This window comes from Arenibacter certesii DSM 19833 (assembly GCF_000429545.1).
GTDB lineage: Bacteria > Bacteroidota > Bacteroidia > Flavobacteriales > Flavobacteriaceae > Arenibacter > Arenibacter certesii.
On record NZ_AUCB01000008.1, the window covers coordinates 40285 to 60033 of the forward strand.

18 protein-coding genes are annotated in these 19749 nt (G+C 37.4%); 8 read left to right on the top strand and 10 right to left on the bottom strand.

Annotated elements, in window-relative coordinates; translation table 11 throughout:
• Positions 1 to 183: 183 nt before the first annotated feature.
• The 3 genes from G466_RS0104675 to pxpA are packed head-to-tail and all read right to left on the bottom strand — an operon-like array spanning position 184 to position 2490.
• The gene (locus G466_RS0104675; RefSeq protein WP_026812612.1) at positions 184 to 1020 is read right to left on the bottom strand and encodes a 5-oxoprolinase subunit C family protein; all 837 of its coding nucleotides are present in this window, start codon (positions 1018 to 1020) and stop codon (positions 184 to 186) included.
• Positions 1013 to 1750, bottom strand: coding sequence for a 5-oxoprolinase subunit PxpB (pxpB, locus tag G466_RS0104680; protein WP_026812613.1), 738 nt, complete (start codon positions 1748 to 1750; stop codon positions 1013 to 1015). Before pxpB ends, G466_RS0104675 begins: the two co-directional genes overlap by 8 nt.
• The gene (gene pxpA, locus G466_RS0104685; RefSeq protein WP_026812614.1) at positions 1747 to 2490 is read right to left on the bottom strand and encodes a 5-oxoprolinase subunit PxpA; all 744 of its coding nucleotides are present in this window, start codon (positions 2488 to 2490) and stop codon (positions 1747 to 1749) included. The genes pxpB and pxpA overlap by 4 nt, the downstream gene beginning before the upstream one ends.
• A 676-nt stretch (positions 2491 to 3166) precedes the next feature.
• On the opposite strand from pxpA, the gene G466_RS0104690 reads away from it, so the two are divergent.
• The gene (locus G466_RS0104690) at positions 3167 to 3610 is read left to right on the top strand and encodes a hypothetical protein (protein ID WP_026812615.1); all 444 of its coding nucleotides are present in this window, start codon (positions 3167 to 3169) and stop codon (positions 3608 to 3610) included.
• A gap of 87 nt (positions 3611 to 3697) precedes the next feature.
• Here G466_RS0104690 and G466_RS0104695 read toward each other — a convergent pair whose 3' ends face one another.
• Positions 3698 to 6199, bottom strand: a complete 2502-nt coding sequence (locus G466_RS0104695; RefSeq protein ID WP_026812616.1) for an ABC transporter permease — start codon at positions 6197 to 6199, stop codon at positions 3698 to 3700.
• Between the two features lie 50 nt (positions 6200 to 6249).
• Positions 6250 to 6939 carry an ABC transporter ATP-binding protein gene (locus G466_RS0104700; protein WP_026812617.1) on the bottom strand — a complete coding sequence of 230 codons (690 nt, stop codon included), beginning with the start codon at positions 6937 to 6939 and terminating at the stop codon, positions 6250 to 6252.
• A gap of 80 nt (positions 6940 to 7019) precedes the next feature.
• On the opposite strand from G466_RS0104700, the gene G466_RS0104705 reads away from it, so the two are divergent.
• The 4 genes from G466_RS0104705 to G466_RS0104720 all read left to right on the top strand — a co-directional run bounded on the left by G466_RS0104705 (position 7020) and on the right by G466_RS0104720 (position 11006).
• Entirely contained in the window at positions 7020 to 7712 is a 693-nt protein-coding gene (locus G466_RS0104705; protein WP_026812618.1) for an arylesterase, read from the top strand.
• Between the two features lie 49 nt (positions 7713 to 7761).
• Positions 7762 to 8295: a MepB family protein gene (locus tag G466_RS0104710; protein ID WP_034234688.1), complete on the top strand. Its 534-nt coding sequence runs from the start codon at positions 7762 to 7764 to the stop codon at positions 8293 to 8295.
• 28 nt (positions 8296 to 8323) lie between these two features.
• The gene (locus G466_RS0104715) at positions 8324 to 9055 is read left to right on the top strand and encodes a YoaK family protein (protein ID WP_026812620.1); all 732 of its coding nucleotides are present in this window, start codon (positions 8324 to 8326) and stop codon (positions 9053 to 9055) included.
• A gap of 97 nt (positions 9056 to 9152) precedes the next feature.
• Positions 9153 to 11006 (top strand): Xaa-Pro dipeptidyl-peptidase, encoded by a 1854-nt coding sequence (locus G466_RS0104720; protein ID WP_026812621.1) that lies wholly within the window; start codon positions 9153 to 9155, stop codon positions 11004 to 11006.
• A gap of 126 nt (positions 11007 to 11132) precedes the next feature.
• Here the strand turns inward: G466_RS0104720 and carB are convergent, their stop codons facing one another.
• Together carB and rpmH are read right to left on the bottom strand one after the other, a co-directional pair.
• Positions 11133 to 13985, bottom strand: a complete 2853-nt coding sequence (gene carB / locus G466_RS0104725) for a carbamoyl-phosphate synthase large subunit (RefSeq protein WP_026812622.1) — start codon at positions 13983 to 13985, stop codon at positions 11133 to 11135.
• 98 nt (positions 13986 to 14083) lie between these two features.
• Positions 14084 to 14245, bottom strand: coding sequence for a 50S ribosomal protein L34 (gene rpmH, locus G466_RS0104730; RefSeq protein WP_026809253.1), 162 nt, complete (start codon positions 14243 to 14245; stop codon positions 14084 to 14086).
• A 207-nt stretch (positions 14246 to 14452) separates the two neighbouring features.
• On the opposite strand from rpmH, the gene G466_RS0104735 reads away from it, so the two are divergent.
• Positions 14453 to 15358 carry a DUF6263 family protein gene (locus G466_RS0104735; RefSeq protein ID WP_026812623.1) on the top strand — a complete coding sequence of 302 codons (906 nt, stop codon included), beginning with the start codon at positions 14453 to 14455 and terminating at the stop codon, positions 15356 to 15358.
• Positions 15339 to 15854, top strand: a complete 516-nt coding sequence (locus tag G466_RS0104740) for a hypothetical protein (protein WP_026812624.1) — start codon at positions 15339 to 15341, stop codon at positions 15852 to 15854. The genes G466_RS0104735 and G466_RS0104740 overlap by 20 nt, the downstream gene beginning before the upstream one ends.
• Before the next feature lie 158 nt (positions 15855 to 16012).
• Here G466_RS0104740 and cls read toward each other — a convergent pair whose 3' ends face one another.
• The 3 genes from cls to G466_RS0104755 form a co-directional block, all read right to left on the bottom strand.
• Positions 16013 to 17476: a cardiolipin synthase gene (cls, locus tag G466_RS0104745; protein WP_026812625.1), complete on the bottom strand. Its 1464-nt coding sequence runs from the start codon at positions 17474 to 17476 to the stop codon at positions 16013 to 16015.
• Positions 17477 to 18442, bottom strand: a complete 966-nt coding sequence (locus tag G466_RS0104750; protein ID WP_026812626.1) for a lytic transglycosylase domain-containing protein — start codon at positions 18440 to 18442, stop codon at positions 17477 to 17479.
• A 116-nt stretch (positions 18443 to 18558) separates the two neighbouring features.
• Entirely contained in the window at positions 18559 to 19221 is a 663-nt protein-coding gene (locus G466_RS0104755) for an alpha/beta fold hydrolase (RefSeq protein WP_026812627.1), read from the bottom strand.
• 157 nt (positions 19222 to 19378) lie between these two features.
• Here G466_RS0104755 and G466_RS0104760 point away from each other — a divergent pair, with 157 nt between their 5' ends.
• Positions 19379 to 19672: an N-acetyltransferase gene (locus tag G466_RS0104760; protein WP_026812628.1), complete on the top strand. Its 294-nt coding sequence runs from the start codon at positions 19379 to 19381 to the stop codon at positions 19670 to 19672.
• Positions 19673 to 19749: the final 77 nt, after the last annotated feature.

Consider the following 19749-nt stretch of genomic DNA (forward strand, 5'->3'; position numbering starts at 1 on the left):
AAGGTAACCAACAAAAAAGCCTGTATCTTTTATATATGATACAGGCTTTTTTAATCAAAAGAAATCCGCATCATCCCCATTAAGGGATAATAATGACTACATTGATTATGATGTTATTTATTTTCATTTGGGTAAAATTAGATATTAAAAATCTATCTACAAAAAATTCTTAGGATTTTTAAATTATAAAGTAAAACGTATAGAATCACCCGATCTTTTTTGGGCAAGAATATCAATCGATTTATCTGCCAGTTGCAAGATTCTAGGGTAACCTCCAGTTGTTTGTCCATCTTTCATAAGTATGATTAGTTTTCCTGAGGGGGTCAGCTGGACCGTCCCTGGCAAAGTCGCAGAGGTTAACATGGATAAATTAGATCCTTCTATGGTTTCATTTAGTTGATAAGCCATTCTATTGTTCTCTTTTGCAACCGAAAACTCTTTGGAAAACAACTCCCCTAATTGCCTATCCGTTAATTCTTCGAATTCTGGACCCCTGTAGACTTTTAGACTTGCATTGTCTAGATCTGCATCTACTTTCATTTCTGAAATTTTAGGAGCAAATTCTTTAACTGGTGAATACGGCAAGCTTTCCAAGGATTTTATGGAATTCCGCTCCGTAACCGGGAAGAAAAAAGACCTACTTCCCAGAAGAAGAGAAGTTGTAAAGCCATTTTTGATTCCTAAATAAGCACGAAACCCGCTTTCCAATTTCCCATAGCTTAGGACATCGCCTTTTTTCACCTTAATTACCTTATAATTTGAAACAGGCGTATTATTTAAAGTAGCCGTCATTTCGGCACCCCCTAAGGCGATAAAAGTATCCGCCTGGAATTCCAATGTTGGCCCGGTCATAGTAATTTCCAGTACTGCAGCTGATTCTTCATTTTCCAAAAGGGCATTCACCTTAGCTCCTGCATAAGAATCCATTACTCCAGAAACAGGAACTCCTTTATCGCGATATCCAAACCTACCGCAGTCCTGCACTGTAGTAAAAAAACCAGGTTTTAAAATTTTAAGCATCCAATTTTATTTTTTCCATTTTATATATCCCAACTTCATTCTCAATTAAGTGCAGCTTATACTCCCCTTTAGAGATGGGATAAAACTGAATTTTATCGCCCACCTTTACAAAGCAGGGATCTTCCTTTTCTGCGTTGAACATCGGTACGGAACAACTACCAATTATATTCCATCCCCCGGGAGATTCTTGGGGATAGATTCCAGTTTGCTTCCCTGCAATAGCAACAGCCCCCTTAGGCACCTTTGCACGTGGCGTTGCTTTTCTAGGCACTTCCAAGGCTTCTGGCACTCCTCCCAAATACATAAAGCCTGGTAAAAACCCTATTCCAAAAACAGTATACACAGAAGAGGCATGGAGCGCTATTAGGTCATTTACAGAAAGTTTTAATTTATGGGCAGTATCGACAAGATCTATTCCAAACTCTTCATCGTAACATACGGGTAGCCTCCATAGGTGCCTATCTGTTATATCCTCCTCAATTTTATTATTGTACCACTCTCTAAGCTGAGGTATAAGTTCAGTGAAATTAAGCACCTTATTCCTGCATACCAGGGTAAGTGAATTATAGGCCGGTATAAATTCCCATTCTGGTACATATAAATGATTTTTTTTAAGGTGACGGACAAATTTTAAAATATCCAACAAAACATCCTCCTCTACTTTTTTTGGCCACTCAACCAAAATGGTATGTAGACCGAATTGTCGAAACGAAATATTATAATTTTTCAATTTTTGATAAGAATTTTATGCTTTGGTAACTCGTTGGAAAGATACGTTAATATTTGTAATGTTGAAGGCTCATCCCCATGTATACAATAGGTATCTGCCAACAATTTTATTGAGTTCCCATCCACCGTTATCACCTCTTGATTTTTAACAATATATCGCAAATGTTCTAGAACTTCAACAGGATCCTGTATTAAAGCATTGCGTTGTGTACGGGATACCAAAGAGCCGTCTGCATTATAATTCCTATCAGCAAAAGCCTCGTATTTCACCTGAAATCCATTTGCTACTGCCACTTCGCCAAATTTTGACCCATAAGGCGCATACAACACAGCCTTTTCCTTATAGTCCTCGATAGCCACAATAACAATATTTGCCAATCTCCTATTCTTAGCAATATCGTTATACAAAGCACCATGGGGTTTTATATGGGACAAAGGAATATTGAACTCCTTTAACACACTTTCCAATCCTGTTATTTGGGCCCTTATACATTGTATAAGTTCTAGGTCTGGAATGTCCATGGTAATCCGTCCAAAATTCTTCTGGTCTGGATAAGATGGATGTGCTCCTATCAGTACCTTATACTCCATGGCTAGGCCTGCCGCTCTTTTCATTGTTTCCCTATCCCCTGCGTGTCCACCACAAGCAATATTACAAGATGAAATATAAGGCATAATCAAGTCTTCATTGTTAAACCCCTCCCCCAGATCACAATTGATATCAATATTATATTTTATCATAAAACAGATTAGAACAATTTTAAAAGACACCTTCTCCCTTACATCAGCACCAATAATAATATTTCTTTCGGAATATTATTAAACTAGTTATAGTATGCCCCTAGCCTAAACAACTAAAGATTAAGATAATAAATCTCCTCCAAGTACGAAACTCGAGCGTATCTTAACTACATTATTACAACAACAGAGATAAGGACTTAGGGAAAAAAAAGCAACTGTAAATTGAAGGTAATAATTCCTTTGGACTACCAAAATATTTGGAATTATAAAGGCTAAGGATAGTTTTATTAGCATACACCCAATGCAACCTTTAGACCATAATAGTTTTAACGAATTAATCTAAATAAAAACAACAAAGAAGGTGGTTTAAGATATTATAAAAATAAAAGAATCCAAATAACCTATTACATCCCATCACGATAAAAAATATAGCTATGGAAAAACAAGTAGAATTTTCCTCGTATTATTGTTATTTTTACCTACAAATAAATATATTTAAATATTTTTATTAAGCAGGTTTTCAATGAAATTAAGAAGATTATATCACATTCAGGATGCTGTTCATCCGAAATGTTGCAGTTCATCTAAAACTTCTTTTTTTTGCGGTAGGCTCATATAATAATCCTCAAATATTAAGGTTATAACAGTCCCAAATTAATTTTCTTAACCTACACAAATGACCTGTTTAGAATGTAAAGAAAGGCTTAACTATATTGACCATAAAAATGCAATGGACGCTTTTGGATTAGAGCTATGCGCAAAACACATGCTCCGAGTGGAGAAAATAATTAAACTTAAAGGCACGCCAAAAGAGGCCATACAATTGTATTATGGCTTAAAAGACGCAGGCATTGATCCCACGTTGGAATGGTGGGATGGTAAAAAGTCTGTAGATATTGCAATCTCCAGGGTGAGACTGAATATTGAAGTAGATACCGAATATCATCGTATCTCCCACGAACAGGCAATTACTGACTTGGAAGAGGCCATGCATTCCTTTAAAAATGGTTTTACCACCATTAGGATACCCCATGTGATCATCAAATTCTATTTAAAGGAAACAGTACAGAATATTTTAGGCATAGCGGAGGGGTTAAAAGCAAATATAAAAGCAATATAAGTCCAAGAGCCATTGCATCGCACAAAAGCGTTACCATTTTGGCTTGTAATTTAATTCCAACTTAAATGTTGCAATGTGCTTTATCTTTTAATCCCCTTCCTTTCTAAGCACAACCAAGGGTGGACTTGTAATAACGCTTCTACTGTTTAAAAGTCCAATAAATAATACCAATAATACAATTCCAGGAAACAACACTAAAAATGGCACCATGGACGGTACAAATGGTGCGTCAAAAACCCACCATGCCATTAATTGACTACTTACTAAAGAAAGTACTATTCCTGAGAAGCTACCTAAAACCCCTAAATAAAGATATTCCAAAGCGGTTATCCTCAAGATTTGACTGCTTTTGGCCCCTAAGGTCCTAAGCAGCACACTCTCTTTGATCCGTTGATATTTACCAGTACGAATAGCCCCAAGAAGAACTATTATCCCAGTAAGGATACTGAAGAAAGCCATAAAATTAATTATCCAGGATATTTTATTGAGCAGCCCCTCTATAACGACCAATATCTGCCTAAGGTCCAATATAGAGATATTGGGAAATTTGCTGACTAGATCCCTTTGTAATCTTGCGGAACTAGCCTGACTTGGGGCATTAGTGGTCAACACTCTAAATTGAGGGGCATTTTCCAACACTCCCTTAGGAAAAACTATGGTAAAATTGGGCTGCATACTACTCCAATCCACGGTCCTAATACTAGCGACCCTTGTATTCATGATCACCCCTTGTACATTAAATGTAATTTTATCATCTAAGGCTATTTTGGCATCCTTCGCAAAATTATCACTGACAGATATAGGAATTTCTGATTCCTGTCCCACTTCCCCAATCCAAATCCCGGATTCTATTGATTCTGATGAGGTTATACTATCGCGATAGGTTACCCGAAATTCATGGTTTAAGATCCATCTTCTCACAGTTGAGGTAGTATCCTTTCGCACCTCGTTCACAGACCTACCATCTAATTCCTGTACCCTCATGGTTACGATCGGGATATCGTTCAATACAGATAGCGCATTATCCCTTATGGTTCCCGCAACGTCTACGCGCTGATCATTTTGAACATCTAAAAGTATAATATTAGGACTATTCGCCTGCTTTTCCAAATTGGTCTGCGCTAGTAAAAAATCCTTTGTGAAGTACAATGTACTAATTAAGAAGGTACCTACTCCAATAGCCAGTATTAGTATTAAAGTCTGGTTTTGTGGTCGAAATAAATTTAATAGACTCTGCCGGGCAGTAAAGCTCCAGGAAGAAGGGAAATACACTTTTATCCCACGCATTAAAAAGTGGGCTACCGCTGCCAATATGGAAAAGGTGGTTAGTATACCAGCAACAAATGCAACTGCATAACGCCAATCCCTAAGCAACCATAACGAAAAAATAAATATAAAAATAAAAATACCAACCGAAACAAGAACGCCCGATAATTTGGAGGCAGACTCGTTATCATTTCCAATCCTCAATGCCTGCAATGGGGAAACGTAAAGGGTGCTCATTAATGGATATAGAGCAAACAAAACCGACATAAACACCCCTAGTGTCAGCCCCATAAAAATAGCTTGGGGTGCCCACGAAACCTGAACCTCCACAGGCAATAATCCTTGTAAAATTATAGGAAACCCCTGTTGTAACAGCAATCCTACTGCAGTCCCAATTAGTCCGCCCAAAAAGCCTATTGCAGCGATTTGGGTTAAATAAATTAAGAATGTCTGTATTTTTGTTGCTCCCAAACACTTTAGCACTGCAACATTGGGCAGCTTCCCTTTTATATAGACATGAACGGCACTTGCAATACCAATGCACCCCAACAAAAGAGCAATAAACGCTACCAGATTAAGAAATTTCCCAAAATTATCATATCGTCTACCTAAATTACGACTAGTAGATAAATGGGTATCCAAATCTGCTTCTTCAGCGTCTAAAATGGGATTCAGGGTTTTATCTAGCAGTTCTAGATCCATATTTGAATCGGCCACAAAATAGTACTCATATTCCAGTCGGCTTCCTTGCTGTATCAATCCTGAATTTTCAATGAAACGATAAGGGATTACAACTGGTGGAGCTATAGAACTAAATATCGAAGAACTCCCCGGAATAGCATTAATTGATCCAGCAATGGGCAAAGTAATCTCCCCTACCTTTATACTGTCTCCGGGCACCACCCCCAATTGAAGCATTACTGTAGCATCGACTAAAGCAGCTCCATTTTCCTGATACGTTGATGCCGCCTCTTTAGGCTCTGTTTCTATTTCCCCATAAAATGGAAATCCGCCTTCAATTCCTCGTATTTGGACTAGTTTTGAACTGCCTTGATCTACAAATACAGCCATGGAAGGAAAGTTAATTTCCTTGGCATTTGCACCACCAAGGGAATCCATAATTCCCATAACCCTAGTATTGGGAGGCTGCTTACTGTCTATAATGAAATCGGCACCCATTAAGGATTTAGACTGTAAGGAAATATTTTTCTTAAGATTGTCCCCAAAAGACTGAATGGAGACTACTGCGGCTATTCCAATAACGATGGAAGCCATAAAAAGCACCAATTTTTTGGCACTCGCTTTCCCGTCCCGCCAAGCCATTTTTAATATCCAAAGAAAGTCGGCTTGGGAATTATCGTTGGAATTCTTTCTCACAATAGTGGTGTATTTTGAGCTACGACAATCTTTCCTCCCTTAAGCCTCATCTGATGCTGCGTCATTTCCGCCAATTCCATGTCGTGGGTTACAATTACCAGAGTAGTCCCTGTATCCATATTAAGATCAAAAAGCAATCGAATTATCTTTTCACCTGTTTCGGCATCTAAATTACCGGTAGGTTCATCTGCAAATAATATTGAAGGTTGATTAGAAAACGCTCTAGCAACTGCTACTCGTTGTTGTTCGCCTCCTGATAACTGTGATGGGTAATGATGTAACCTATTTGCTAAACCAACTTTCTCCAGCAGCTGAATCCCTATCTGAGATGCCTTCTTATCCCCCTGCAATTCCAACGGCACCACCACGTTTTCTAGGGCTGTGAGCGTAGGCAACAGTTGAAAGTTCTGAAATACAAAACCTACTTCCCTACTCCGAAGCAACGCTCTCTCATCCTCGCTTAAAGCGCCAAGATCCGTACCGCAAAGTTCTATGCTGCCTGTATCGGCTCTATCTAAACCAGCACAAAGTCCAAGTAAAGTTGTTTTTCCACTACCAGAAGGACCTACAATTGAAAAGGTATCGCCTTTTTCTATAGAAAAGGTGATATCTTCAAGTACCGATAATTTTTTAGAACCACTAGAGTAAGATTTCCCTAAATTGCTTACGTTTAATATCTTTGCCATTATTCTTCAAATGTTGCTTTCGTTTCCTTTGTTGCAAGTGGGGAAAATAAGAAATTGATTTTAATTTAATCCATTATTACATGCGAACCCTGTTAAGCTTTTGTTATTTATTTATTTTGATCTCCTTTATATCCTGTGGGGAAAATTCCCAAAAAAAAGGAGAAGACCATACGGCAGAAAGCGAACAGAAAACAACGAAAACTATCCCATCTCAAAACACTAAGGTGATCTTATTCTATGGTAATAGCCTTACCGCGGGAATGGGCCTTGATCCCAACGAAGCTTTTCCGGCACTCATTCAAGAAAAAATGGACACTCTTGGATTACAGTATAAGGTTATAAATGCCGGTTTAAGTGGAGAAACATCGGCAAGTGGGAAGAACAGGATATCTTGGGTACTTAAGCAAAAGGTTGATGTGTTTGTTTTGGAATTGGGCGCCAATGATGGACTAAGGGGGATTCCATTAGCTGAAACTAAAAAAAACTTGCAAGATATCATCGATATAGTAAAAACAGAAAACCCCGATACGGTCATTATTTTGGCAGGAATGCAGATTCCACCCAATATGGGTCCGGAATACACCTCCGAATTTAAAAATATTTTTCCCAAACTGGCATCGCAAAACAATTTAATATTGATCCCTTTTTTACTGGAGAACGTTGCCGGAATTCCGGAACTAAATCAACCGGATGGAATTCACCCTACGGCTGAAGGACAGCGAATAATTGCCCAGAATATTTGGCCAGTAATCCATGAAGCTATATCCCACTAAAATTGTGCATCACTGTACAACACCATTAAAACTCCTTCTTTAATTGAAAATGGCATCCACCTTAATATCTACAGCTCACTTGGATTTTCTATCCAAAGAAATATATACGCCATGTGGATGGGTAATAGACAACCTATACCTCTCTACAGAAAGTACAGAATACCATGCATGCACTTATCAGCTTAACCAATTGGCGATAATTGGGAGAATGGCTAAGAATACACCAAAAAAAATAGGGCAGTTTGTAACGCTATGGAAAAGAAATATATTAGGCATCACCTCCCCATATAATGAGGAGGATAAGATGGACCTTTGTGTAATTAATGTACAATTGGATAACCAATTTGGGCAATTTATATTTCCAAAAACGTTGTTACTCCATCAAGGTATAATCAGTACCGCGAAGAAAGAGGGGAAACGCGGTTTTAGAGTATATCCCCCATGGGACAGACCCGATAATAAAACGGCACAAAACACTCAGAATTGGCAACTCGATTATTTTCTGAGGATAAAATCGAATATAAAAACCGACCTTCACAGGGCCAACAAACTATACGCACATAATAACGTCACAGCAGATTAGGCCAATAAAACAATAAGAAGAACTCCAAATGTTTAGACATCAAGGTAAATATAGAACCGCCAAACACAATTTAAAAATTGCTTCCTTACTTTCCTTTGTTGCGGGAATTGTAAATGTTACCGGTTTCTTATCTATCCACAAGCTTACCACAAACGTAACGGGTCACTTTGCATTTTTTATTGATGAAATCCATAGGTGGGAACCATGGCAAGGAACTGTTTACTTACTCTATATTCTTTCTTTCCTCTTTGGATCCTTTATTTCTAGCACGCTTATAGAGCTAACTAATATTGGTGATAGGATAAACATCTATGTACTCCCTACCCTATTGGAAGTGGTAACCTTACTATTGGTCGCGGTACTAGTTCAAGTAACACCAGACCCATCAGCAAGTCTAATTGCATGTCTCTTACTTTTTGCAATGGGGGTGCAAAATTCATTTGTCACCAAGATATCGGATGCCGTAGTGCGTACCACCCACTTAACCGGACTTTTTACAGATTTAGGAATAGAACTATCCTATTTAATGTTTCCTAAAAAACATGCGAACAAAAAACATATTTTGACCAACATTAAACTCCGACTCTATATCATAAGTTTCTTCTTTTTAGGCGGAATTATTGGTGGTTACCTTTATACAATAATCCATTTTAATGTGCTTTTAGTAGCCGCAGCACTACTTGTTGGTGGCATTATGTACAGCCGTTTAAAATTTAAGGCAATTTTAGTCAAAAGGAGATATCAAAAAAGATGGAATTAGTCCGCATGAACTTAATCTTACTTAAAACCCACCAATAAAAATAAGGTTTTATGAAGCTGTATAAATATTTGTACTCTAAATTTCTAATTTTCTAACTATGACCAAAAAAGTTAACCTCGCCCTTTGTCTATCCCTTATTATAGGTTTTATATGCCATGTAAATGCACAGAAAGAAGCGGTTTTAGCAGCTAAAAAAACCACCCTAATATTCGAAAATGGGGAAGCACAGGTGGTTCCTGAATTTAAAGATGCTTCTAAATGGATACGGCACGATCTCTGGGTAGAAACCGAATTTGATACGGACGGAGATGGCAAAAAAGATCGGATGCACGTTTCCGTTACAAGACCTTACCAAACAGACACTGAAAAACTTAAGCTACCGCTCATTTACGTTACTAGCCCTTATTTTGCTGGGGTAGCTCCTTTTGTGGAAGGCAGTTTTTGGGATGTAAAACATGAACTTGGCGAAGCTGGTCCACCACGCGTTCACCCCGAAGTAGTCCGTACTGGAAAAAGACCAATAATTTCAAATTCACATATCCACACTTGGGTACCTAGAGGGTATATCGTAGTACATTCCTCCTCCCCAGGCACAGGCCTCTCGCAAGGCGCCCCTACCGTAGGTGGTGAAAATGAATCTTTAGCCCCAAAAGCCGTAATAGATTGGCTGAATGGGCGTGCCAAAGGATTTACAGAGCCCTATGGCAAGGAAAGGGTAAAAGCATATTGGTCTACTGGAAAAGTAGGGATGACTGGAACCAGCTATAATGGAACCCTTCCCTTAGCAGCAGCCACAACAGGGGTGAAAGGCTTAGAAGCCATTATCCCTATAGCGCCTAATACCTCTTATTATCATTATTACAGATCCAATGGACTAGTAAGATCACCAGGAGGCTATTTGGGTGAGGATATTGATGTGCTGTACGATTTTATCCATAGTGGTGACGAAAGCAAGCGAGCTTACAACAATGCCAATGTAAGGGATACCGAAATGAAGAATGGCATGGATAGGATTACTGGGGACTACAACGACTTTTGGGCACAACGCGATTATTTAAACAAGATGAAGCCAATGAATGCTGCCTTATTAATGGCCCATGGATTTAATGATTGGAACGTAATGCCAGATCACAGTTATAGAATATATAAGGCTGCCAAAGAAAAGGGACTACCAGTACAAACATATTACCACCAGGATGGTCATGGCGGTGAGCCTCCTTTAAAAATGATGAACCGATGGTTTACCCGTTATTTACACGGAATTGAGAATGATGTAGAAAACGATCCCAAGGCCTGGATAGTAAGAGAAAATGATGCCAGGGACCAACCAACCCCCTATAAGGATTATCCAAATCCTGAGGCTTCACACGTACCATTATACCTAACTAAAGGTGCTCCAGAAGTTGGAGGATTATCACTTGTAAAAGAAACTGGCCAAGGAAAGGAAAAAATTGTGGACAACTACTCATTTTCGGGTGCTATTTTGGCACAGGCAGAGAACACCGATCACCGACTTTTATTTGTCACACCTACTTTAACTGAGGATCTTCATATCTCTGGAACACCTAAGGTATCCGTTTTCTTAGCGAGTAGCAAAGATGCAGCCAATCTCTCTGTTTGGTTAGTGTCCCTCCCATGGAACAACAACAGTAATGCTAAGATTACCGATAATATTATAACCCGTGGATGGGCCGATCCACAGAACCACAGCTCTTTAACAAATGGGGAACCATTACATCCGGGGGAGTTTTATGAAATTTCCTTTAATTTAATGCCTGATGATCAGATAATACCGAAGGGACAACAAATTGGATTATTAATTTTCTCTAGTGATAGAGAGTTTACCTTGTGGCCAGAACCAGGAACGGAATTAACAATAGATTTGGACAATACCCATCTTTCCATTCCTATTGTTGGAGGTGCAGAAAATTTTAAAAAAGCTACTCACTAGCTTAAGTAGGAGAAATTTAATACGTAAAGATATTTAGAAACCATTGTCCCTTAAACCAAAAACTCCTTTGCCACTACATTGGGCAAAGGAGTTTTTTATATCGGGCTTCCTCTATAAAATGTAAGCTTATTTGCTTAAATACATCTTACGTCTAGCGTACAAGTTGTAAAACTGATCATCCTTTAAATTATCAATAAACAAAATGCTCTCTCCGGTACTTTTCATTTCTGGACCCAAGTTTTTGTTTACATTAGGGAATTTCTCAAAGGAGAATACAGGTCGCTTAATAGCAAATCCTTCAAGTTGTGGATTAAAATTAAAATCCTTCACTTTTTTCTCACCTAACATTACTTTGGTAGCGTAGTTAACATAAGGCTCCTTATATGCTTTTGCAATAAACGGAACTGTTCTAGATGCTCTAGGGTTAGCCTCAATGATATACACTACATCGTCTTTTATTGCGAATTGTATATTGATGAGTCCTACCGTATTTAAAGCTAAGGCTATTTTTTTGGTATGATCCTTTATTTGTTGCATTACAAGTTCTCCTAGAGTAAAAGGAGGCAATATTGCATTAGAATCACCAGAGTGAATACCACAAGGCTCAATATGTTCCATTATTCCGATGATGTACACATCTTCTCCATCACAAATAGCATCTGCTTCTGCCTCAATAGCACCATCCAAGTAGTGGTCTAATAAAAGTTTGTTATTAGGAATCTTCCTTAAAAGATCTACCACATGCTCTTCTAACTCTTCTTTATTGATCACGATTTTCATTCCTTGTCCACCAAGAACATAAGAAGGACGCACTAATAGTGGAAAGTCTAACTCATCGGCAAGTTTTAAGGCGTCATCTGCAGTTTCCGCCACTCCAAATTGCGGAAAAGGAATATCGTTTTGCTCTAGAAGTGTGGAAAAACTTCCACGATCCTCTGCCAGGTCTAGCGACTTAAAGCTTGTTCCTATAATTTTAATACCGTACTTATCTAGTTTTTCTGCAAGTTTAAGAGCCGTCTGACCACCTAACTGAACAATTACCCCTTCTGGTTTTTCATGTCTAATAATATCATAGATATGCTCCCAGAATACCGGTTCAAAGTAAAGCTTATCCGAAACATCAAAGTCTGTAGAAACGGTCTCGGGGTTACAATTGATCATAATGGTTTCATAACCACATTCTGCCGCGGCCAAGACTCCGTGTACACAACAATAGTCGAATTCTATACCTTGTCCAATCCTGTTTGGCCCAGAACCAAGTACCACTATTTTTTTCTTATCACTTACAACACTATCGTTCTGCACATATTTTGTACCATCTGGTTTTTCTATTTCAGCTTCAAAAGTGGAGTAATAGTACGGGGTCATCGCTTTAAATTCCGCTGCACAAGTGTCAACCAATTTATAAACTCTATTAATATTTAGAGCTACACGTTTATTGTACACCTCACTTTCGTAACAGTCTACCATATGCGCTATCTGCCTATCAGCAAAACCTTTTTGTTTGGCCTCTAGCAACAGATCCTTGGTAAGTGATTCTATTGAATACTTACAAATTTCTTTTTCCAATTGATATAGCTCCTCATACTGACGAAGGAACCACATATCTATTTTAGTAATCTCATGAATGGTACTCAACGGTATTCCCATTTGAATAGCATCATAAATTACAAAAACTCGGTCCCAACTTGGTATGGTTAGCTTTTGGATTATCTCCTCATAATTGGTATATCCTTTACCATCTGCACCTAGTCCGTTCCTTTTAATTTCGAGCGACTGTGTAGCTTTGTGTAGGGCTTCCTGAAAAGAACGACCTATCCCCATTACTTCACCTACAGATTTCATTTGAAGTCCTAAAGTACGATCTGATCCTTCAAATTTATCAAAGTTCCATCTAGGTATTTTAACGATCACATAATCTTGCGTAGGCTCAAACAAAGCAGAAGTAGATTTGGTAATCTGGTTGCTCAGTTCATTTAAGTTGTAGCCAATTGCCAGTTTAGCAGCAATTTTTGCAATAGGATAACCTGTAGCTTTAGAGGCTAAGGCCGAGGAACGTGATACACGCGGGTTGATCTCAATAGCTATAATATCTTCTTTTTCATCTGGACTTACCGCAAATTGCACGTTACATCCTCCTGCAAAATCTCCAATACTACGCATCATCTTGATGGCCATATCGCGCATTCTTTGGAAAGTGCTGTCCGATAACGTCATTGCAGGAGCTACAGTAATAGAGTCTCCAGTATGGATTCCCATAGGATCCATATTTTCAATGGTACAGATAATAACCACATTATCATTCTTATCGCGCAACAACTCCAACTCGTACTCTTTCCATCCCATTAAGGCCTTATCTATCATCACCTCATGAATAGGGGAAATTTCCAGACCGTTGGAAAGCATCTCATCAAAATTCTCTGGTTTATAAACAATTGAAGCACCAGCACCTCCCAAGGTATAAGAAGCCCTGATTACTAATGGAAAACCAAACTCTTGCGCAATTTCTTTTCCTTTTAGAAACGAGGTTGCAGTAGCCTGTGGTGCCATGCCTATCCCGATTTTGAGCATAAGCTCACGGAATTTTTCCCGATCCTCAGTAATATTTATAGCGTCAATATCTACTCCAATAATCTCCACTCCAAAATCTTCCCAAATACCCTTATTATCTGCTTCTATACACAGGTTTAATGCAGTTTGACCACCCATTGTTGGTAGTACGGCATCTATATTTGGATGTTTCTCCAATATCTCTCTGATAGAGTTAGTGGTCAACGGTTTTAAATAAATATGATCGGCCATTGCAGGATCGGTCATAATCGTAGCTGGATTGCTATTGATCAGTACCGTTTCTATACCATCTTCTCTTAAGGACCTAAGCGCCTGAGTACCGGAATAATCAAATTCGCACGCCTGACCGATAACGATGGGACCAGAACCAATAATTAAAATAGAGTTTAAATCTTTTCTTTTGGGCATTGTAGTGAGTATTATGAATATAAAAACAAAACGGGCAAAAAAAAGGTGCTACTTTGGAAAAAGTAACACCTTTGTTAATTATAAAAACAGTATTCTCATTATTTTTTATGCTTCAGCTCAGAAGATACAGATAATTTCTTTCTTCCTTTTGCTCGTCTTCTAGCAAGAACTTTTCTTCCATTGGCAGTTGCCATACGTTCTCTAAAACCATGTTTGTTCTTTCTCTTCCTTTTTGATGGTTGAAATGTTCTTTTGCTCATCGTGGCGTATTTTTTATAATCTTCTTAAGTTTCTATTGACAGTTCTCTGGATTTTACAATAGTACTAGACAAAATCCGGGTGCAAATATACAAAGAGTTTTTGCTTTGGCAAGTGTAATTAAAAAAATATTTTTTTAGAGTTGTCCACCTATAGGCCGGTACTAATTTATTACTTTTGCATCGGCTTAATAAGAATCACAAATATACATGAAGCGCTTTCTTCTTTTATCAATTTTTACCCTGTTACACATTGTGGTTTTTGGGCAAGTATCCATGGGGTATAATCTGCACAAAGGAGACGTATTTAAAGTGAAACAAGATGCCGAGCAGATCATTACCCAAGAATTAGATGGAGCATCCCATAAAATCACCAATTTAATAAATGGGATTTTAGAATTCAAAGTCTTAAGTGAAGTTGAAGAAGGGTATAATATAGCCCTTACATTTAAAGATTTAAATCTTAGAATGACTTCTAGCATAGAAGGTGTGTTAATGGACATAAAGGCCAAGAAAATTGTTGAAGGAGATATGCAGTCCAAAATTTTCAATACCATCTTGGAAAATCCAGTTACCTTAATCTTAGCTAAAAATGGGGACATCCTTAATGTAAAGGGAGGAGATAGCTTAGTATCCAAAATGGCAAATGCCTCCGGTCTTAAAGATGAATTTGCCCTTAACCTGATGAAAAACGCCTTGAGAAAAGAGTTTGGTTCAGAAGCCTTATCAAACAGCTACAAGCAGATGACCTTTATATATCCCAACGAAAAAGTAAAAATAAATGACACTTGGGAAAACACCTATTCGGGAAAATTAAAAACAAACACTATGTGGCAATTAAAGGGAATTTCAGATCAGAAATTATCAATTACTGGCAAGGGCACTATAGTAATGAACTTTAAGGACCCCAATACCAGCATGAAATTAAAGGGCACACAAAATACCACAATCTCATCGAGCATAGATACTGGCTTTATCATTAAAATGACAGTTGAAGGGATATCAACTGGAGTATCTACCTTAGTGCAATTGGGAGACCAGGAATTGCCCACAACAATAAAATCTAAAATCACTTACGAATTAATTAATAAGGAACATGTTCAACAAAAACTTTAAAATAATCATTGCCGCATTAATCATTGCATATGCGGTATACCAATTTGTAGAAGGAAATATAGGAAACGGAATCTCCTTAATATTACTGGCCTCTATTTTTGTATTTCTTTATTTTAGAAACGAAATAATTCTCTTAGCTTTCCTAAAAATGAGGAAGCAAGATCTTGTTGGGACAAAAAAATGGCTAGATAAAATTAAGGCGCCTGAAACAGCGCTTACCCAAAAACAACATGGGTATTATAATTACCTTAACGGAATAATCTTTTCTCAGACCAACCTTACCCAGGCTGAGAAGTATTTTAAAAAGGCCTTAAAACTTGGCCTTAACATGGATTATGATGTGGCTATGGCAAAATTAAGCTTGGCAGGTATTGCCATGCAGAAGCGCAGAAAGAGGGAAGCTACCACCTTGCTACAGGAAGCAAAAAAGTTGGACAAGCAAAACATGCTAACCGACCAGATTAAGATGATGCAACAACAAATGAAAAAAATATAGTTGAATTATTAACATTATCATTCTAAAAAATATTTTTAAATTTTAGATAGAATTACTATTTTTCCATAGCATAACGTTTATTATTTATATTTTAAATTTGCCAATACTTGACGAAAAAAATCTTGTATTGGCTTTTTTTGTATTCAAAAACAGAGACGCTATAGTAATGGTGCCAACAACCTACTGAATGACTCTTTAAGTTTTCGCTTTATCCCCCTGTTCTCCCAGCGGTCCAAGGTAACCTCTTCACAGTCTTCCAAGTCTACGTTGAACTGATCTACCATTTGCTGATTAACATCCTTGTTATAGAGCATAGCGTTGATTTCAAAATTCATAGAAAAGCTCCTGTAGTCCATATTGGCAGTTCCTATACTGGAAAACATATCATCAATAACCAAGGTCTTAGCATGGACAAAGCCTTTGCTATATCTATATATTTTTATCCCAGATAGAAGACACTCCTCTATATACGAATCAGTTGCATATTGGGCTGGCCAGGAGTCAGATTGATAAGGAATAATGATCTTCACCTCTACCCCACTCCTTGCTGCTGTGGTTAGAGCGGTTAGTATAGGTGCATTAGGCATAAAATATGGAGTTGTAATCAACACTCGATCCTGAGCTGAATTAATCATACAAAAAATAGCTTCCATGATATTCGCCCAATCACTATCTGGTCCACTAGCAGCAATTTGTATCGCTACAGGTTCATTTACACTGGCTTTTTGTTTGGGCAAAAGAATTTCCTCAATTTCTTGATCCTCCTTAGAAACAAAATTCCAGCTTAGCATAAAGGAAGATTGTAACGCTCCCACGGCACCACCCATAATGCGTAGATGAGTATCTCTCCAATACAAAGGGTTATCAAATGAATTATCATATTTCTGATCCAAATTGATCCCGCCAACATAACCAATTTCCCCATCGACAACCACAATTTTCCTATGGTCTCTATAGTTAAGCTTACTTGTTGAGTTGGAAAATAAAACGGGAAGAAAAGCAAAATGCTGTACCCCACTTTTGGTAAGTTTCCTTTTATTCTGGGAGGATATACTACTCCCTACATCGTCATATATTAGCCTAACAATAACCCCTTCCTGGGCTTTCTTACATAAGATATCTATAATCTCACTCCCCAGATTGTTATCAAATAATACAAAATATTCTAAATGGATATGATGCTTGGCATTGGAAAGGTCTTTTCTAAGTTGCTTAAATTTCTCTTCCCCATTAATTAGAATACGCACTTCATTGTCAAAAGTAAGCACTGCTCTCTCATTATTTCTCAATAGGCGATAGACCTTAAAAATCCCCTTTCCGAAAAGATCTTCTAAATCCTCTCTTTCCTCTTCATTAAGACTAATCTTATTCTTCCATTTTCTTAATCTATCGTCATCCAGTATGTACTTTTTATCAAATATCTTATCCTTTCTATAATCCTGACCAAAAAAATAATAAACTAATAGCCCCACAAAGGGCAGTACGGCCAGTACAAAAATATAGGAAAATGTTTTTACTGGGTTTCTATTTTTAAGAACGATAAAAACAGAAAACAATATGACCAATAAATAATTTATTCCTAAAAGGATTTTCCAAATATTACCTTCTAGAAAACTAAACATTTATTTTGAAAGTTTATAATATCCTTTTTGAGGAATTTCAATAGCGTACTTTGTTTTTGATGTATTGTTAAGATGTGGCTCCCTTAACCACGGATTATGACGTTTTAGAATCTTATAATTGATTTCATAATCATGGGCGAAATCCGCAAAATCAGAGATAGGTTCATCAACTTCAATAGTAAATGTAGGCACCTTCTTGTATAGATCTTTCTCTTCTATATAAAACCCGTATTTCTCAGGATTTGAAAGGATTTCTTTAATCGCAAGTATACGGAATACGTAGCGTCCAGTCTCCTCCCCTAGTAAAAGATCATAATAATCTTCTACTTTCTGAGTCCTCATATATCTTTGCATTCCTGCTGCGCCTGCATTATATGCAGCAGCGGCCATCGTCCAGCTACCGAATCTTTCTTTAGAACGCTTTAAGTATCTACAAGCTACCTCAGTAGATTTCTCTATATGATACCTCTCATCCACATTTTTATTTATTTTTAAACCGTATTCTTTTCCTGTAGCGCTCATTATTTGCCAAAATCCAGTTGCCCCCGCAGGAGAAACCACATTCTGAAGACCACTTTCGGCAAGTGCCAAATATTTAAAATCATCGGGAACACCGTTCTTGGCCAAAATAGGTTCTATAATTGGAAAGTACTTATGGGCCCTCTTCATAAACAATAGCGCATTTGACTGCCAATAGGTATTAACCAAAAATTCCCGATCTACCCGCTCCAATATCTCTGGATCTTCAAAAGGAACTACTTCTCCCGCAAAGTTTAAACCCTCAGGAATATCTATGGCTGTAATACGATAACCAGAATTATTGGCATTTACATTACTATTACTTGTAACACTAGTTGATTCCTCTGCCATAGCCATATCCTCATTATTATTTTGAACGGCAAAGATTAATGTGCTACCTACAAAAAGCACTCCCAATATCATTAAAATATTCTTTAAGATTTTCATATCGTACGTAGTTTTATTTTTGTTAAACTTATAATCGGGTTTCTCCTAGCACTGTCTCATAATCTACTTATACCTGAACACCCACAACCAAGTCAAAGATATTAAATACAATTGCCTTATTGCAAAATAATTGAGGGTAAGTGCTCATTAAACCACTTATATCTATGAATAATCATGGTATGAGTACCATTCTTAACCGGAATACAATCTTTAATATATGCAAATGGAAAAACAGGGTCTTTTTCTCCATGGATGTGAATTACATCTGCAGCATATTCGGTCTGATTCCAATTGACAATTTTATCAATGGACCAATCCAAATAATATTTATCCCTCACAGAAAGATATCGCTCATAAAGTGCCAATCTTTTTGTTGCCATTTCCCCAAAGGCATACTTGGACATTAGCTCTACATTATTCACCAATCCTGTTGGCAACAGCTTGTGCAGTTTAGTGTATTTAGCAAAAATCATCCGCTTAGGCAATTCTGATTTAGTTTTAACACTGGAAATAATAATTACCTTTCGCACTGGGATATGCTTTGCCATCTCCTGCACAAGTATTCCACCAAATGAAACCCCAATAAGTACTGGATTAGGATGTGCTATACGCTGGCACATTTCTAAGGCATAATCCTCCAAGGAAATATCTTTCGTTGGAATTACCCAGTCTAGATAATGCTGGACAAACTTTTCTTGAGGGAGTTGAATGTTTTCAAAAATTGAAATATTCGCAGCCATTCCAGGCATAAAATAAACATGTATACTATTATCGCTCATTAAATTAAGGATATACTATATAAATAGGAAAATAGCTTTTTTATTACTAAATTTACACTCTGGTTTTTTTTGAAACTACTTATTTTTAACTATTCATTTTGGACTATTATATTACATATCTTGATCCAAAACTAATGAATTAATAAAATCAATCTATATGAATGAAGTAGAAATTAAGGACAATAGTTTCTTACGTCAATTTGAAACTAGTCTTAATGGGCATTTGGCCAAAATAGAGTACTCCTCTCAGGAGCGCAAGGTTTTCCTAACCAAATTAGTTATCCCAGAAGAGATCGATAGTACAGGTTTTAGGGATAACTTTATTAAAAGTGTTTTAAATCACCTTCAGGAACAAAATCTACGGGTGGTTCCTACCAGTCCAGAAATTGCGGGTTTTTTAAGAAAAAACAAGCAATACAGAGAAATGCTACCCGTTGGAATTAAAATATAATTAAAGCCCTTCAACGTGAAAGGCTTATTAATTCATATTTCCCATCATGAAATTCCTGTAGGCAAAAATCAATATGC

Bases quoted from the DNA above. Each gene is read 5' to 3' on its own strand.
- G466_RS0104760 (WP_026812628.1), top strand. From the start codon at position 19,379: ATGAATGAAGTAGAAATTAAGGACAATAGTTTCTTACGTCAATTTGAA.
- G466_RS0104740 (WP_026812624.1), top strand. From the start codon at position 15,339: ATGTTCAACAAAAACTTTAAAATAATCATTGCCGCATTAATCATTGCA.
- G466_RS0104720 (WP_026812621.1), top strand. From the start codon at position 9,153: ATGACCAAAAAAGTTAACCTCGCCCTTTGTCTATCCCTTATTATAGGT.
- G466_RS0104695 (WP_026812616.1), bottom strand. From the start codon at position 6,199: ATGGCTTGGCGGGACGGGAAAGCGAGTGCCAAAAAATTGGTGCTTTTT.
- carB (WP_026812622.1), bottom strand. From the start codon at position 13,985: ATGCCCAAAAGAAAAGATTTAAACTCTATTTTAATTATTGGTTCTGGT.
- G466_RS0104705 (WP_026812618.1), top strand. From the start codon at position 7,020: ATGCGAACCCTGTTAAGCTTTTGTTATTTATTTATTTTGATCTCCTTT.
- G466_RS0104715 (WP_026812620.1), top strand. From the start codon at position 8,324: ATGTTTAGACATCAAGGTAAATATAGAACCGCCAAACACAATTTAAAA.
- pxpA (WP_026812614.1), bottom strand. From the start codon at position 2,490: ATGATAAAATATAATATTGATATCAATTGTGATCTGGGGGAGGGGTTT.
- cls (WP_026812625.1), bottom strand. From the start codon at position 17,476: ATGTTTAGTTTTCTAGAAGGTAATATTTGGAAAATCCTTTTAGGAATA.
- rpmH (WP_026809253.1), bottom strand. From the start codon at position 14,245: ATGAGCAAAAGAACATTTCAACCATCAAAAAGGAAGAGAAAGAACAAA.
- G466_RS0104690 (WP_026812615.1), top strand. From the start codon at position 3,167: ATGACCTGTTTAGAATGTAAAGAAAGGCTTAACTATATTGACCATAAA.
- G466_RS0104675 (WP_026812612.1), bottom strand. From the start codon at position 1,020: ATGCTTAAAATTTTAAAACCTGGTTTTTTTACTACAGTGCAGGACTGC.
- G466_RS0104700 (WP_026812617.1), bottom strand. From the start codon at position 6,939: ATGGCAAAGATATTAAACGTAAGCAATTTAGGGAAATCTTACTCTAGT.
- G466_RS0104750 (WP_026812626.1), bottom strand. From the start codon at position 18,442: ATGAAAATCTTAAAGAATATTTTAATGATATTGGGAGTGCTTTTTGTA.
- G466_RS0104710 (WP_034234688.1), top strand. From the start codon at position 7,762: ATGGCATCCACCTTAATATCTACAGCTCACTTGGATTTTCTATCCAAA.
- G466_RS0104735 (WP_026812623.1), top strand. From the start codon at position 14,453: ATGAAGCGCTTTCTTCTTTTATCAATTTTTACCCTGTTACACATTGTG.
- G466_RS0104755 (WP_026812627.1), bottom strand. From the start codon at position 19,221: ATGAGCGATAATAGTATACATGTTTATTTTATGCCTGGAATGGCTGCG.